The sequence below is a fragment of the Tullyiplasma multilocale ATCC 49900 genome (assembly GCF_000483165.1).
GTDB lineage: Bacteria > Bacillota_I > Bacilli_A > Mycoplasmatales > Mycoplasmataceae > Tullyiplasma > Tullyiplasma multilocale.
Window position 1 is genome coordinate 1 of record NZ_AXXW01000007.1, and the last position, 15,909, is coordinate 15,909.

General features: G+C 29.3%; 18 protein-coding genes. 1 reads left to right on the forward strand and 17 read right to left on the reverse strand.

The window, feature by feature from the left end; translation table 4 throughout:
- Positions 1 to 310 precede the first annotated feature (310 nt).
- The 10 genes from G319_RS0102175 to G319_RS09335 form a co-directional block, all read right to left on the reverse strand.
- On the reverse strand, positions 311 to 619 hold the full coding sequence (locus tag G319_RS0102175; protein WP_026389487.1) for a hypothetical protein: 309 nt from the start codon (positions 617 to 619) through the stop codon (positions 311 to 313).
- Between the two features lie 106 nt (positions 620 to 725).
- On the reverse strand, positions 726 to 2,189 hold the full coding sequence (locus G319_RS0102180; RefSeq protein WP_035358809.1) for an MFS transporter: 1,464 nt from the start codon (positions 2,187 to 2,189) through the stop codon (positions 726 to 728).
- Positions 2,170 to 2,895 (reverse strand): glycerophosphodiester phosphodiesterase, encoded by a 726-nt coding sequence (locus tag G319_RS0102185; protein WP_026389489.1) that lies wholly within the window; start codon positions 2,893 to 2,895, stop codon positions 2,170 to 2,172. The genes G319_RS0102180 and G319_RS0102185 overlap by 20 nt, the downstream gene beginning before the upstream one ends.
- 212 nt (positions 2,896 to 3,107) lie before the next feature.
- Positions 3,108 to 3,914, reverse strand: a complete 807-nt coding sequence (locus G319_RS09325) for a hypothetical protein (RefSeq protein WP_026389490.1) — start codon at positions 3,912 to 3,914, stop codon at positions 3,108 to 3,110.
- Between the two features lie 18 nt (positions 3,915 to 3,932).
- On the reverse strand, positions 3,933 to 4,616 hold the full coding sequence (mtnN, locus tag G319_RS0102195; RefSeq protein WP_026389491.1) for a 5'-methylthioadenosine/S-adenosylhomocysteine nucleosidase: 684 nt from the start codon (positions 4,614 to 4,616) through the stop codon (positions 3,933 to 3,935).
- Between the two features lie 9 nt (positions 4,617 to 4,625).
- A complete protein-coding gene (locus G319_RS0102200; protein ID WP_026389492.1) occupies positions 4,626 to 5,729 on the reverse strand; it encodes a nicotinate-nucleotide adenylyltransferase in 1,104 nt (367 codons plus the stop codon).
- Positions 5,722 to 6,576: a Cof-type HAD-IIB family hydrolase gene (locus G319_RS0102205; RefSeq protein WP_026389493.1), complete on the reverse strand. Its 855-nt coding sequence runs from the start codon at positions 6,574 to 6,576 to the stop codon at positions 5,722 to 5,724. The genes G319_RS0102200 and G319_RS0102205 overlap by 8 nt, the downstream gene beginning before the upstream one ends.
- The gene (locus G319_RS0102210; protein ID WP_026389494.1) at positions 6,576 to 7,127 is read right to left on the reverse strand and encodes a tRNA (cytidine(34)-2'-O)-methyltransferase; all 552 of its coding nucleotides are present in this window, start codon (positions 7,125 to 7,127) and stop codon (positions 6,576 to 6,578) included. Before G319_RS0102210 ends, G319_RS0102205 begins: the two co-directional genes overlap by 1 nt.
- Position 7,128: 1 nt before the next feature.
- On the reverse strand, positions 7,129 to 7,350 hold the full coding sequence (locus G319_RS09330) for a hypothetical protein (RefSeq protein ID WP_026389495.1): 222 nt from the start codon (positions 7,348 to 7,350) through the stop codon (positions 7,129 to 7,131).
- 1 nt (position 7,351) lies between these two features.
- Positions 7,352 to 7,957, reverse strand: a complete 606-nt coding sequence (locus G319_RS09335) for a non-canonical purine NTP pyrophosphatase (protein ID WP_026389496.1) — start codon at positions 7,955 to 7,957, stop codon at positions 7,352 to 7,354.
- 59 nt (positions 7,958 to 8,016) lie between these two features.
- Here G319_RS09335 and G319_RS09340 point away from each other — a divergent pair, with 59 nt between their 5' ends.
- Complete coding sequence (locus tag G319_RS09340; RefSeq protein WP_026389497.1) at positions 8,017 to 8,781, forward strand: phosphotransferase family protein; 765 nt, start codon at positions 8,017 to 8,019, stop codon at positions 8,779 to 8,781.
- 6 nt (positions 8,782 to 8,787) lie between these two features.
- Here the strand turns inward: G319_RS09340 and G319_RS09345 are convergent, their stop codons facing one another.
- From G319_RS09345 to G319_RS09370, 7 genes are all read right to left on the reverse strand, one after another.
- The gene (locus G319_RS09345; protein WP_280123368.1) at positions 8,788 to 9,702 is read right to left on the reverse strand and encodes a Fic family protein; all 915 of its coding nucleotides are present in this window, start codon (positions 9,700 to 9,702) and stop codon (positions 8,788 to 8,790) included.
- 220 nt (positions 9,703 to 9,922) lie between these two features.
- Entirely contained in the window at positions 9,923 to 10,579 is a 657-nt protein-coding gene (locus G319_RS09350; protein ID WP_026389499.1) for a Fic family protein, read from the reverse strand.
- Positions 10,580 to 10,678: 99 nt separating this feature from the next.
- Positions 10,679 to 11,434 carry a DxFTY motif-containing membrane protein gene (locus G319_RS09355; RefSeq protein ID WP_026389500.1) on the reverse strand — a complete coding sequence of 252 codons (756 nt, stop codon included), beginning with the start codon at positions 11,432 to 11,434 and terminating at the stop codon, positions 10,679 to 10,681.
- Between the two features lie 126 nt (positions 11,435 to 11,560).
- On the reverse strand, positions 11,561 to 11,881 hold the full coding sequence (locus G319_RS09360; RefSeq protein ID WP_026389501.1) for a hypothetical protein: 321 nt from the start codon (positions 11,879 to 11,881) through the stop codon (positions 11,561 to 11,563).
- Entirely contained in the window at positions 11,817 to 12,419 is a 603-nt protein-coding gene (locus tag G319_RS0102255) for a hypothetical protein (protein WP_026389502.1), read from the reverse strand. Before G319_RS0102255 ends, G319_RS09360 begins: the two co-directional genes overlap by 65 nt.
- A 199-nt stretch (positions 12,420 to 12,618) precedes the next feature.
- Positions 12,619 to 14,379, reverse strand: a complete 1,761-nt coding sequence (locus tag G319_RS09365; protein WP_026389503.1) for a BspA family leucine-rich repeat surface protein — start codon at positions 14,377 to 14,379, stop codon at positions 12,619 to 12,621.
- An 89-nt stretch (positions 14,380 to 14,468) separates the two neighbouring features.
- A complete protein-coding gene (locus G319_RS09370; RefSeq protein ID WP_051350865.1) occupies positions 14,469 to 15,902 on the reverse strand; it encodes a BspA family leucine-rich repeat surface protein in 1,434 nt (477 codons plus the stop codon).
- Positions 15,903 to 15,909: the final 7 nt, after the last annotated feature.

Consider the following 15,909-nt stretch of genomic DNA (forward strand, 5'->3'; position numbering starts at 1 on the left):
TACTTCAAATTCTTCGCCAGTCTTTTTATTTTTGAGTTTTCTGGAAATTGTAGTTTTAATTATTTCAGTAGTGTTTTCTAAAATCTCCAAATAATTTGCTTCTTTTATAAAAAACAATGGCATCGCCCCCCTCGTCCTAAAAGTTCATATAATTCTATTTTTGGACACCATAACCAAATTCGATCGGACAGAGGGCTTTTATGTTATGGTGCCTAAAAATAGAACTATATTATTTTTTATGTGTTAGTTAAACAAAACAAACAATCACATATTAAATTAATTGCTTTTTAAAAAGAAAAAAGCAGTAAACTTAATTACTACTTTTTTTCAAATAAAATTTTGTGTCACCTATGGGGTACATTCTCTGTTTTGGTTTAAATTTATCGCCAATATACGAACCAAGTAAATAACATGGCAATGAAACAAAGCCGTAAACAGCTCCCGCAAATGAATATTCACTTGCTGACAAACGCAAATTGGCATTAATATTTGGGATATAGCTTTCCATAAAAAATGGAATTGCCATAATCACAACATAAGTTAAAGCCAATATCATTATCGGGAAATTACTTTTAAAGAAAGTTTTATACCGATTTTCCTTTTTAATTTTTATTTCCATAGAATCCTCCAATTCTAATAAAAATAAATTCCTAAATTAGTCATTCATGAGCTTTTAAGCAAAAATAAAGTAGTGGTATTTACCACTACTTTATTTTTATAAGTTTTTATCTTTTTCTCATCAATTTTCTAAAGATAAATTTTTCATGATTTTTATACATTGTCACATATAGAGTTAATCCAGCAATCAACCCAAAAGTAGCAAATCCCACAACTGTTAAAAGGATCAATTGATTTCCTCATTGACTAGCAACAATTGATTCATATCCTGTTGCAGGATCAACAATTGTCATTGTGTGTTTTCCTTCAATTTGAGCTTTGATAAGTCTGAAGAATGCATCTGGTGTAAAGGCAATTACCGAAATAAAACTTACTCCAGCTGCATAATTCTTATTATCAATTTTTAATTCAGCTCCAATTGGTGATCATCTAATAGTTACTAGTGCTCAAGTTAATAAACCTAATACTAATAAGTTTACACAAGCCACTACCGCCATGATAGTTTTAATAACCCCTTTGTCTTTGAAATCATTTCCAAATCCAGGTAGTATAACCGCAATCAACACTAGAACTATCCCAACGAATAGTCCAAGACATATTAGTCAAATGTAGGAATGTGATTTATCTGCTCTTTTACCAGCATATGACGAAATCATAAATCTCATTACATAAGATCTAAACACTCCCAGTAAGGTCGCTACAATAGTCATTACTCCAAAGATATTTGTTAAGTAACTCATGTATGAACTTAGTCCCATTTGAAGCATATAAACCCCAAGTACTAAAAAACCAAGTAATCATACTTTTCATGATTGAATAACCCTTAACAAAGCTTTGACAGAAAATGTTCGATCATTATTATCATCAATTCCTTTGATGAAGAATATTGTTAATAATAGTGAAGCTATTATTAGTGCCACATAAATAGTTACCAAGATAAAGAAACCTAAACTAATAGATTCACCTTTGTAGTCAATTGTTGGGAATTCTCCACTATTTGATAAAGCTAATAACAACATTCCAAGTAATGCTAAGAACAGACCAATAAATCCATTTGTAGCTCCTTGAAGCCCATTATTTGCTCCAACTCTTTTCTCTTTTTCATCTCCGATTAATTGTTCTGTATTATGGTTTTTAACAACTTTTCAAAGTGGAGCTCATAAAAGTCCACAAGTAGTAAATGCAAAACAACCAAAAATAATATACAGTTGAATCATCGTAGCTAAACTTGATGTATTAAATGGTAATGTCATATATCAAATTCCTAATAAACTTGTTAAAGATAACGAAATTATTAGAAGGTGTTTAGATTTAAATCTATCACCAATATATGAACCAATTAAATAACAAGGTAGTGATGCAAATCCATAAATGGCATTTGCATACGAATATTGATTGGCATCAAGACGTAAATTCTGACCGATATTAGGAATATAGTTTTCCATGTAGAATGGAATCGCCATAATAACAACATCTGCTAATGCCAGGATAATAATTGGAAGATTCAATCTAAAGAAACTTCCAAATTTTTTGAAACTTAAATTTTTTATATTAAATTTCTTTTGCTCCATAATTAATCTCCAAACTAGGATTATCACTGATAAATCCATTTAATAGTTCTCTCGGATATAAATTAATTACCTCTATTGCTTGATAGTTCTCTTTGAATGTTCAAATATTCATTTTCATATTTAATTCAGTGAAGAAATGTACATTTTTAAATCTCTTTACTAATCCATAATATGGATGGATGTAGTCAAATCTTTTAACTAAGTTTTTATCCATTTGACTCATTGTTTCAATTAAATACCCTTTTTTAAATAGTTCCCCATCTAATTTAGATATTCATATTAATGTGTTTCTACTAAATGAAGAAACAACAATTTCAGCTTCAGTTTTATCTCTCAAGATTTTTAAAGCTGCATATATTATGCCATAGTCTTCTTCTTTGTAATTGCCCGCTTTAATTTCAACATTTATAAAATCATACATATAAGCAATTCCGAAAATAAATTCTTCGACAAATCTTGGTGGCATTCAACGTGGATTTTCTTTGAAGAAATCCAATTCTAAGATTTCATTATAAGTTAAATCTCTAACCAATTTGTCAGTATTACCTATTCTTTTAAAATTATGATCATGGAAAATTATTAATTGTTTGTCCTTTGTTAATCTAATATCAAATTCAACTGCACTACAAGTTTTTAACGCTTGGATAAAATCTTCCATGCAGTTTTCACCCTTAGGACTTCTAAAGCCTCTATGTGCTACTAACATATCAATATTCCTTTCCGTGAAATAACCTTTAGTTACTTCTACTTATATTATTAACCTAAATTAAATGATTTAATATAGTTTTTATCTCCATTAGAAATGTATTAAGGACTGAAAAACAATTAAAAGATAGATTCGTTTAATTATATTTTATATCATAGAACAATATGTGAAGTTTATAAAAAATACCACACACTTTTGTGAATGGTATTTACTTAAAGTTTTAATAATGCTAATGCGATATTGAATTGATTTTTTCTATTAACAATTATCTCATCTATCATTTTTTTAATAATAAGTTTGGGTGAATTAGAATCAAATTCATTACCGCTTTCTTCAATTTCTTCTAACTTGAATACATGATATATCAACAATAAATCGTCAAGAACTTTATCAGAATTAAAATCGGCTCGATAGTCACAGTATCATTTAACTTTCGCTAGTTTTAAAATAATTGCCAAATAATCATCAAAAACAATTTGGTTTTTCTTTTCATTATTAAAGATATTAAAAATATCTTCATCAATCCCATTAGTTAGTGATTCCAAAAACATATCATTATCTGCAATTTCGTGCTCTTTTTTAACAAAAATATAAAATTCTTCAAATTGAGATTGTGTAATCCTATTTTGTCTTAAAAATATTTTAAGAACGTCCGATAATAATTTATTATCGCCCACAATATTGATATTATAATTTGCATAAACTCAGATTTTAAAGTGTTCTAAATAAAATTCTTCATTAAAGTGGTATTTTATTCTGTTCGAAAATTTAATATCTTTTGCAAATTCCAATCAATTGATGGCATTTTTAAAAATAAGTTTATAACCTTCGATTAGATTTTCTAAATCTTCATTATCATGAGAACCATTTTTGAAATCATTCTCCAGTTCTATCATTTTTTCTAAAGTATCAATATTGAAATTGATAAATTCTTCAATATCATCAATCGATGATAATTTCATATTCTTTTCTAAACTTCTCTCTGCTAAAAAATCTATTAATTTATTAAAATTCTCCACATATTCTCCTATATATTTTTAGTTAATTATTCTTCTAGCTACAATTGATAAATCAGTGGCTGCTTTTGGTAAGAATTGGTCAAATTGCAATTCATTTGTTTCATCCCCACCAACAACATCACTAACAATTTTTAAGGCTGCAAATGGAACATTGAATTTATATGCTGTTTGCATAAAAGCTGTACATTCCATTTCAGCAATTGATACTTTAGCATCAATTCTATTTGTGAAGTTATTAATTTTATCTTGTGATTCAAAGAATGTATCACTTGATGCAGTATTTCCAACGATGTATTTAAAACCATCTAAACTAGCTTTAATTTTGTTGATTAATTCTTGATTTGAAGTATAGAAAGCAGGCATTGATGGAAGTTGTCCATATGCATATCCCATTCCAGTTGAATCAGCCATTGAGTAGTATCCGTTTTCAACAACTACAAAATCTCCTTGGTGTAATTCGTTTTTATCTAAACATCCAGCAGTTCCTAAGTTTATAACGTATTCAACTTGTCCTTGATATTTAGTTAATAAATAAGCCAATCCTGTTGAAGCATTTGCTAACCCAATTCCAATTCAAGCAAGAACTACAGTTCCCTCTTCATTGATAAATTCATTAACAATCGATCCTTCAACTTTTTTCATATTTAAATCACTTGCAATTTCATGTAATTCTTCTTGCATAGCTCCAATTAAAATTTTCATAATATTCTCCTATTCTGTTTCGTTTTTTATTCAGTATTTAACTGTATTATTTAGCATCTTACCAATGCTATCAACTCCATGAGCTTCAACTGCTCGATCATATTGCATTTGTAATAATTCTTTAAATCCTTGATCTAAATCTTTAAAACATAATGCTCTATAGTATTCAACTTCAGGATAATCTCTTTCAACTGATACTTTATCAGCACAAAAGACAATTTTATCTAAGTTAGTCATATCTGGAGAACCAACTGTGTGGTTAAAGACCGCTTGTAAGATTTCTGGATCTTTCATTAATCAATCTTTTTGTAAATGTAAGTATCCTGTAAATGAATGTCAAACCGGAGTTGGTTCTTCTAAAAGAACTGGCATATATCTTTTTAGATATCATACAGCCTTATCAACATCTCAACGTTTTGTAACATCGTGTAAAGTTCCGGCAATAAACGCTTTCTCTTCATCTTCACCATGTGAATTTGCTAACATTTTAGCCATCTGTCCAACATTTAAACAATGTAAGTAACGTTCTTCCTCCATTTGTTTTTCAACGCGTTCATGAATGTACATTAAGTTATAGTTAACATAATCATTGATTTCAGGAATTTGTTTATTTAAATCAATTAAGTTTCTAATATTTGTTGATGATAAGAAATTATTTTCAAAATCAAAAACTTCTAAATTATATTTATCGATAACCTCTTGATTAATATCTTCACTTCTTCTAAAAACTTTGAAATCAATCATTTTGATTAAATCATCAAAATGATCTCAGTTTTCAAAACTATCTAATTGATCACTTCCCATAATAAAAGCAAATTGATGTTCTTGATAGTTTTCCAAAATATAACTAACTGTTTCATGAGTATAAGTTGGACGATGATTTCTAATTTCAAATTCGTTAATTCTAATGAAGTCATTTTGTTCTTCAACAATCTTCAACATTGATAAACGATCTAAAATTGTACTGTTTTGTTTCTTTTTAAAAGGATTTAAATAAGCTGGTATTAATCAAACTTCATCAAAACCAAGTTTGTCGTGACAAGCTTTAGCAATATTTACATGATCTGTATGGATTGGATCAAATGATCCCCCAAATAAAGCAATTTTAGCCATTGTTTCTTACCATTCCTTCTAAAACTTTCCCAACACCGTTGTTTTCTATATTATCACACACTTCGTACGCAACTGCTTTTAATTCTTCAACAGCATTTCCAACCGCATAACCTTTGTTAACTCCACTAACCATTTCAATATCATTATGATTATCTCCAAATGTGACAATATCACGATAATCAACTCCGATGATTTCAGCTCACTTTTTAATCCCAGATAATTTGTTAGTACCCTTATTCATAGCATTAAACATTTGTGGTAATGATTGAGCTGTATCGAAGATATCTGTATATTTATCAAAAATCATTCTAGCTACTTTTTGTTTAGTTTTGCTTGATGAAAAGACTACTAATTCAACTGGTTTAACCTCTTCATTTTCAATTGCATCAGCAATTGCATTTAAATCAGGATAATAGTTGATATCAAATTTTTCTTTTTTCTTAACGGTTGTTAAATAGTTTTCTCAAGTAGTAAGTCTTTCACTACCTTTAACCCCAACCATAGCTCCAGGAACATAAGCAATAATATCAATCTCTAATGTAGCAGCTTCTCTAAAAACGGCCGCTGTTGCTGTTTTATCAAGATAATCTGCAAATAATACATCATTTGTAATTAAATCAGTAATAATCGCCCCATTACAGGCAATTATCGGCATTTGCACTTTAAGTTGTTTAGCAATTTTACGGTTTGCAACATCAAGTCTTCCAGTTACAAAAGCGAATTTATAACCACTCTTCTTTTGATATTGTTTAATTGATTTAATCGTATCTTTATCAATACTTAAATCATGGTGTGAAATTGTTCTATCACAATCAGACAAGACAAATGGTAATTTATTACCAAGCATTAGTCTTCAATTCCTTTTCAGTTTCCTTCAGGAATGTAGTTTTCACCTTTTTGAACTTCCACTTGACTTAAATCTAAATAGTCTCATTGACGTAAAACTTCATAAGAGACAATTCCAACACAATTTGAAATATTAATTGAACGAGCTTCAGCTACCATCGGAATTCTGAAAGTTGTCTCGAAGTTATCTTGTAAGATTTGTTTTGGAATTCCTGTTGATTCACGTCCAAACATAATAAAGACATCATCATTTATTTCTTTAAAGTTGTAGTTACTAATTGGACCTTTTCCATATCTTGATAAACAAAATAATGTAACATTTGGATTTAACTCTTCAAAGTGAGCTCAATCATCGTATCGAACCATATCTACATATTTGTATTCGTTAGCACTTGGTCTTGATAAGTGTCTTTCATCAAAAGGAAATCCTAATGGTTCAATAATATGTAATTTAGCATTAGTAGCTACACATGTTCTCATAATAGCTCCAACGTTTTGAGCAATTTCAGTTTCATATAAAACTATATTTAATCTTCTTTTATCTGTATTCATCTTAAGCCTCTTGTTCTATAACGTAATTAATCAACGCTAATAATTCTTCTTTTACTTCTCTTGGTGTTTCAAACTCATATTGAAAGAATTCCATATCAATTGGAAATTCATTTACAAAGTCTAATTTTTGTTCATCATCCATTTGATCTAAATAAATTCCAGTTTCAGCAATTTGCTCTGTTATTCATTCTTGGATAATTTCTAATTGTTCTTCATTAAACATCTTATACCTCGTAATTATTAATAAATTCTTTAAAAGCTCTCACAGCTAATTTTCTACTTGAACTTTTGTTTTTAGTTTTACGTCCAAGTTCAGCATATGTTTTATGACCTGGAGTTGGAATGAAAATATTGTCATACCCGAACCCTTTATCAGATCTAATTACTTGTTTAGCAATTTTTCCAACGACACTTTTCTTAACCATATACTCTTGTTGGTTTCTAGCATCATAAAATGCTAAACAAGTAACCATTCTAGCAACACGCTTATTTGGTGTTGCTGATTCATCTATTTTATCTACTAAAAGTTGAGAAATTTCATTTCAATCAGTTAATGGTTCAGCTCATCGTTTTGAATGGATCCCTGGAAAGTTATCCAATGATTCAATACAAATTCCTGAATCATCTCCCACTGCAATTCCTTTTACATGGATTGCTAAGTCTTTAGCTTTAATCATGGCATTCTCTTCAAATGTAGTTCCATCTTCTTCAATGTCATGATAATCTGTTAAGTCCAATAAAGTCTTAACCTCAAATTCTGGTAATAAGTGTTTGAACTCATCAGCCTTTCCTGGATTACTTGTAGCAATTCATAATGTCTGTCTTTCCATTTAATTCTCTCCTTGGTGTAAAATAAATTTATACATAAGTATATTTTAGAGGTTTAAGCATGGAAAATAAACAATTTGAGGGATTAACTAACGAATTATTTTTAGATAATGGTTATTTAATAAAAAAATCTAATAAAACAAGTGATTATTTCTTAGATCGAGCAAATGAAATCAATTTATACGAACAATTAAAAAACAATCCCAATAAGTTCTTTTTAACTCCTTTATCTTGAGAATTTAACAAAGATAATAATTTCATCTCTAAATATCAATATTATCCAGAAGCTTATACTTTACATGATGTGTCAATTTGCAAAAACAAAATGCGCATGGTTGTTAATTTAATTGATAAATTTCACCATCAAGATGTGGTTATTAAAAAGTTTAATCCCAAAGAAATATTAGATAAGTTCAAATCCAAAACTAACCCTATTTTTGATTTAAGTCAATGAGACCGACAAGTTGAAGAAATTATTAATAACTATGAAGATGGTTCTCAATTTGTATTAAGTCATAATGATTTAGTATTAGGAAACTTTTTAAAGGCTAAATCAAATTGAATCTTAATTGATTTTGAATTTGCAAGCATGAATCACTACTTATTTGATTACGCTAGTTTTATGGGTGAATCTTTACCAATGTCTAAATGAGATAAGTTCTTATCTATTTTGAATTTAAATGAAGCTGAGACAAAGAAACTTTTTGATTTAATCACTTATCAAAACTATCTTTGAAGTTATTGAGCTGCATATATGTTTCAAGAAACAAATAATGAGATTTTTAAAGAAATTGCTTTAGATAAATTAAAAAAACTAGAAGGTTAATCCCTTCTAGTTTTTTGTTAGTTCATTAATTAATTCAATAGTATTATCAAATTTTTCTTTTTCTAAGACACTTTTCAAAAGTCCAAGTTTACTTAATTGTCCTAATTCTTGAAGATACATTTCTTGGAAGTTTTCATAAACCTTTTTAGGTAAACTATCAAGAATTTTGTAATCTCATTCTTTTTGTTTAGGAACTAAAACTTTATTGAAAGTGTCTAAATACATTTTATGATACTTAGTTCCATTGATATTCAATGGTATTAATCCTAGATGCATTAGCATAGCATCCATCACCATTCTCCCAATTCTTCCATTCCCATCCACAAAAGGATGAATTAACTCGAAATTAATATGAAACAGAATAACTGCATTAAATTTATCAATAATGTTAATTTTAGGATTGCTGATTACTTTATTATAGTTATTTAATATCGTTGTAATATAACCTTCAATTAATCGATAATTCAAAAAATGAATTTCCCCTTTAGAGATATTTATAGTACGATACTTTCCAACTTCAGACATTTTAGTAAATTGATGAGTTTTCTTATCTAAATAACTTGCAAACCCCGGAACAAATTCTTTAGCAATAAATGTATAGTCCATTCCCGCTAAAAGAATTCTACTTAGATCTAAAATATCTTTTTGGGTAACTAAAACATCCTTTTCAAAGATCTCTCTTTCGAGATGAAAAATAGTACGACGATAATTGGTAATTTCTAATTCAGTATATAGTTCCAATTTTTCTTCTTCACCCATTTCATATCATTGTCTTCAATCTTTTGCTTTATCCAGTATTAATAATGAATAATAACTATTATTTACATAATGTAAGTATTTCTCTTTTTCTAGTTTAGGATTCTCTAATAAATTGCTGTTATAACCACATTCATCTCGTCAATATTTCATATAATTTTCCATACTATCACGCTCCATCTATCCCCATCATATCACTTGTTTTTAGAAGTTTAAGATATGAAATTATTGGTAAACAATTAAAAAACTAGGAAGTTGAAATTCCTAGTTTTCTTATTATTATTTCTTAGAAAGAGCTAACAAAATCTTAATCATTCCTGGTTCTTTTATTATGTCTTGGGCATTCTTGTCAGTGTTCTTGAAAAATACTGAAGAATCAACTTTTTTAATCTTTATCATGTGGTAACTCCTTCTTATAATATTCATGGCTTATCAATAGAATGCTATCGAGAAATTCCATTACACTTTTTAAGATATCGACAATCCTATCTCTTCTTTCATGTCTTTCGACTATTTGATTGATTAGATCTTCTCATTTACTTTCATTATGATAGACAGAATTATATTTCACAAGTAACCCTGCATTCCTTAAGAATAATATAAACGTAAACATCGCTGTTCTTTTATTCCCGTTATAGAAGTATTGATTAGTACTTAAAATGTATAACAAATTTATCGCCATATCTAGTAATCCATAGTTATCATCATATCTCATGATAATAATTCATTTTTGTACCAAACCAAATATCATCGAACTTAAATGTTCTATGTTTTTAACACCATATAAATCACTTTTATTAGTCCCTATTTTAGTAGATATTACATGAGCCTCCACAATCAATTGAGTTAGTATTTCACAATATTGTTCATCTAAATTAATAAGTAATAATTCTAAATCCATTTTACACTTCAATTGTGGAAGAACTGTAAAAGTTATGTGATCCATTTTATTTTCATTAACTTCGATACCAGGAGTTATTCTGCTTAAATACTTAAATACTTCAAAATCACTTTCTGAAAATAACAATCATTGATATTTCAAGATCACCACCCCTATCTATTTCCATCATATCACTTGATTTTGATAGTTTAAGGTATGGAATTATTGGTAAACAATTAAAAAACTAGAAAGTTTATCTTTCTAGTTTTTCTTATCTTTATTTCTTTGTTTAGCTTCTTTAGCATTAAGTTTTTCAAGTCTTTTTTTAGCTTTGATATCTTCATCTCTTTTATCATATGATTCAATTAACTTCTTATCTAATTCAAATTGGAATTCTTCAAGTTCTTTTCTGCGTTGTTCTCTTTCAAGTTCAGCTTTTTCAGCTCTTTGAATTTTTAACATCGCTTTACTTGGGACTGGAAGTCCAGCTCGATAAGCTTCTAAGATTTGTTGTTGATCTTCTTCAACTTTGTAAACATGGTTTCTAGCAAATGTTGTAATAAACACTCCTAGGAAAGTAGCCATTGAAGCTACTCCAATTGTTATTGCAAATCTTACTAGGATTTTAATCATTTGATTTTGAATGGTTCAATCATAAATTCAAGAACCATTCAAAATAATACAAGCACCAGCAAAAGCTAGTCCTGTAGTATATGTGAAACTATCGGCTCTTTGAAGTTTTAAAACCACTGTAACAGCATTTAACCCTAAAGATGTAATTATATAACCCAACAGGATTAAAGTTAAGAATCCAGCATTATTATTCCCTAGTTCTAAGTAATGGTTAAAGCTATATTTTTGAAAATCAGCTCCTAAGAATAATCAGATTAGGATAAACGGAATAATTGTAAATAATACTTCAAATCCAAAGTTGACTCAAAACCCAGTACGATACATTGCAAAGTGTCTCATCTTAGATCAATAACTATCTTCATTTGTTTTAATGTTATCTTCCATAAATCCTCCTGTATTTAATAATTATATAATTTTAGATAAATAAAAAAAGGAATATAGATAATCTAATAAAAATCAAAATAAAAAAGTGAGATGTTCTCACTTTTAAAATTAATATTATTGGGCATATTACTCAGATGAAATAACTCCTTCAAGATGTCATTTAAGTTCAGGCGGAAAACTTGTTTCAATAAAATTGTCATCTTCCATTTCGAGAGCAAAACTCATGTATTTAATTTCTACTAATATATCAATGAAATCAGTTCCTTCTCTGTATGATTCTTGATAAGTTATTTCAAGATCTTCAGCTTCGCTATATTTAATAAATTCAGGAATGTCTCCGTAACCCTTTTCTTCCAGGTTTTGAAAAACCTTTTCTATTACGCTACTTCAAATAGAGTCTTCATATATACTCCTCAGGTATATACATTCCGGTACGATAAACCCCATCATTAACGTTGTCAACGACAGATGAACGTAAATCTTCCAAGATTTCAGCGTATAATCAACGATCTTCATCAATTTCATTTCTAAGCTTAACTTCTTTTTTTCAGAATTTTATCTTCTTAACATCATTGAGATCGTTTTTGTTTGTTATTGTAACTGTTGATTGGTAATTAAGGTGAATATCTATTTCAATTTCAAATTCCAAACCATCTGGTATGTCATTATTCTCCACAATTGTTTTACGAATTAATTCTTCGTCAACGCTTCTAAATTCCGAACTCAGATAAATTGTTCCTAATTTTGAAATTGAATCTTTTACTGTTGGACCAGTTTCTGCTCGAACCACTTCTATTGTGAATTTTCCTTTGATTAATTCTGAATCTTCATTTGCAGCCACAGTTATTAAATTACCTGCCGCACTTGTGTCTCCATCTATCGAGTAGTCTTTAGAAATTTCTGCATTCTCTGATATTTTTTTGATTTCTTTATCTATATCTTCTTTTAACATTTCAAAAGACAAATCAACAGATACAGATGTCATATCAATACCACTAATCAATTGGTGTTTCAGGATCTGTTCCTGGTTCTTCGCGATCAATTCCTGGTTCTTCAGGTTTTTCACCAGGATTTTCTGGTTTAAGTTCTGTATTAGTATCTTTCAAAAAACAATAATCCGATTGGTGATGACACCAAAATAGGTCCTCCTAATAAAGCTAATTATTTCTTCATATAATTTTCTCCTATATTTTTTTCCTTTTATTATTTGTCATATTTTTATAATCTTCCAATACTTTAATTTGTTCAAATGTGAAATTTGGTTTAGGCTCAGTTCATGAATCTGCACCTGTAGCAAAATCTCTAGCACTTGTTACATTTCCAACTTTTCAGCCACTTAAATTTCGATTAAAATCTATCGAATCCATGAACATCTCATCCATGTTTTTAACATTTGACGTATCTCAATTTTCGATATCGTGTTCAATCCAAAACCTTACCCCTTTAAATAAACCTGACATATCCTCAACATTTGAGGTATCCCATTCTGCAATCTCGGGATTATCCATATGTTTTTCAGTTGAATCTTCCAAATAAATTTGTAGTTTTTTAATTTCTGGAGATATCCAGTTTGGCAATTTTCAAAAATCCAAAAATGTAGATGATGCCCCATTTTCATCATATCCTATTTGTAATATTCATAAACTGAACAAAGTATCTTTATCATAGATATCCTGTTCTCCTCCAGGATAGATTTTAAAATCACCATAAAAATCAATAGCTAAATTATCATTTTCCTTAAGTTCTTCTGGGAAAAGTAATTTGAAAGTCAAATCAACAGTTCCTGTATGTTTTGGACTTAAATCAGACATATCTCATACTATCGATTCCGTTGTTCTCGTGTTTCATAGAACATCTTCTCTTAAGTAATTTTGTATATCTTCAAGAGTTTGATCAGATAAATGGGGATTTTTAAGTTTAACAGCGGCTGCTAGTGTTTCTGTTTTAATATTTTTAACGTCTCCTAAATCAACATTTGTTATTAATTCTGCAATATCTATTTTAATAACATTTATATGAGAATTAAAGATTTCAACTTCATCATTTCAGTATCTGTCTTTTGATTTAATTTTAGCTTCGAAAGTCGTGTCACCACTGCTATTATCTCTCTCAAATCCAATAACATCCAAATCATTTTTCGCTTCTTCTAAATCATCATATAGCCCAGGATTTTCTTCAAATAAAACTCTTTTTAGTTCTTCTTCGTTATTGTCTGTGTCTTTTATGACATAACCTCCGTGTTTCTTAATAGCTTTAGATAAAGTTATTTTAACAACAATGCTTGTTTCTCCAGTTAACAATTCAGAATCTTCTATAGACCTAACTACAATAATACCCTCCCCATTCATGTTTCCAATAACCGTAAAGTCAGTATCTATTCTTGCCTTTGGTTCTAATACTTTGATTTTTTCACTAATCATTTCTATAATTTCATCATATTTCTTACCATCTTCATGAGATGAGTCGGAAAGAACTGGTTCAAATTCTATTGTAGAAATATTTTTTCTAATCGTTGTTCAATCAGATGTAACTATTCATGTTAAATTCACAGTTCCGTCATATAATGAAGAAGCCAAGGTCTTTCCTCTCAAGATTAAAGAATCCAAGAAATCTTCTTTAACTATTTCCAATATTTTAAATCCATCGTTTTTATTATTTAATTCTCAAACTTTTTCAAATATTTTATTATTATTGAAATCTTCACTAGCAAATTCACCTAAATCAATCTCGGTAATTAATTTATCAATAGTTCATTTCTCAGCAGGTTCAATTGGAACTCAAGGATCACTTGGATTTCCTGGCTCTTCAGGACCAATTCCTGGTTCTTCAGGTTTTTCACCAGGAATTTCTGGTTTAAGTTCTGTATTATTATCTTTCAAAAACATCAATCCGATTGGTGTTGATACTAAAATCAACCCTCCTAATAAAGCTAATAATTTCTTCATATAATTTTCTCCTAAGTATCATTTTGATAATTATATAAAAAAACTACTCAAAATAATCCATTTTGGAATATTTTGAGTAGTTTTATATTCTATTCAGGCAAATTAGGTTTTTTACTTTCTTCTCAAGCAATAGCGCCTTCACTAAAGTAATCGCAATCAGTTAGATTAGTAAATATTCATCCAGATAGATCTTGGTTGAATGAAATAGCATTCTGAAACATTCCCACAGCGTTTGAAACATTTTCAACATTTCATGTAGAAATATTTTGATTGAATGATTCGGCATCCATAAACGTTCCATCCATTACCTCAACATTCGAAACATCTCAAGCTACGTATTCTTCCCCATCTTGTCCAACAACTTTTTTTGTAGAGATATCTTGGTTAAATAGCGTTGCCCCCATAAAAGTTTGTGACATTGATGTCACATTAGATGTATTTCAGGTTGTTATATCTTGGTTGAATGAAACAGCTCCATTAAATGTATCAGTTAGATCTTCTACTGAACTTGTATCTCATTTAGAAAGATCTTGGTTGAATGAAGCAGCTTCATTGAACATACCATACAAACTAATCGCACTAGATAAATCTCAGTTCCCTATTTCTGAATTAAATGATTCAGCGGCAGCAAACATACCCTCAAATGACTCACCGTTTGAAGTATTTCATTCCGATATATCCAAATTAAAAGCGTAAGCTTCGAAAAACATATATGAAAAACTTGTAACATTTTCAGTGTTTCAACCTGATATATCCGCATTAAATTCATAAGCTGCAGAGAACATATCTGCCATAGTTGTAACATTTGAAGTGTTTCATCTAGAAATGTCACCATTAAAGTTCATAGCGTCTTTGAAAGTTCCGGTCATGTTAGTAACATTTGTTGTATCTCACTTAGACACATCACCATTAAAATTGTCTGCAAAATCAAACATCATTTCTAAACTAGTTATATTTGGGGAAATATAATTTGGCACTTCCAATATTGTCTCCGGCATTGGATAGGCAATTCCTTCGCTATCATATCCAATTCATAAAACTTCAGTTGTACCTTCTGGAGCACTACCATCAATTGTCTGAATATCACCATTTTCATCTAAATAAACTGTTTGATTTTCTGCAGCACCTTCAGGTGGTTTTGTAACAATAGGTTCAGAAACTTCAATTGTAAATGATCCCTCAAGTAAGTTTGATTCTTCAACAGCAGACACAATTATTTCTCCAACTAAATCTGTGTTTCCTTCAATTGTGTAATCTTCAGTAATCTTAGCTGTTTGCTCTATTTTATTTATTTCTTGAGCAATCAATACTTTTAATTCTTTGAAGTCCGTTCCGACCTCTACTCAATTCATTTTGATATTACTGATTGTTGTCTTTTCAACTTCACCTGGATTTTCAGGTTCAGTTGGTTTTTCTGGTTGGGTTGGTTGTTCGTTTGCTTTTTTATCAGAACAAGCAACAACAGCTGCCCCAGCGGTAGCTGTTAATCCAATTGCTGCTAATATCGTTAATAATTTTTTCATTTTGATT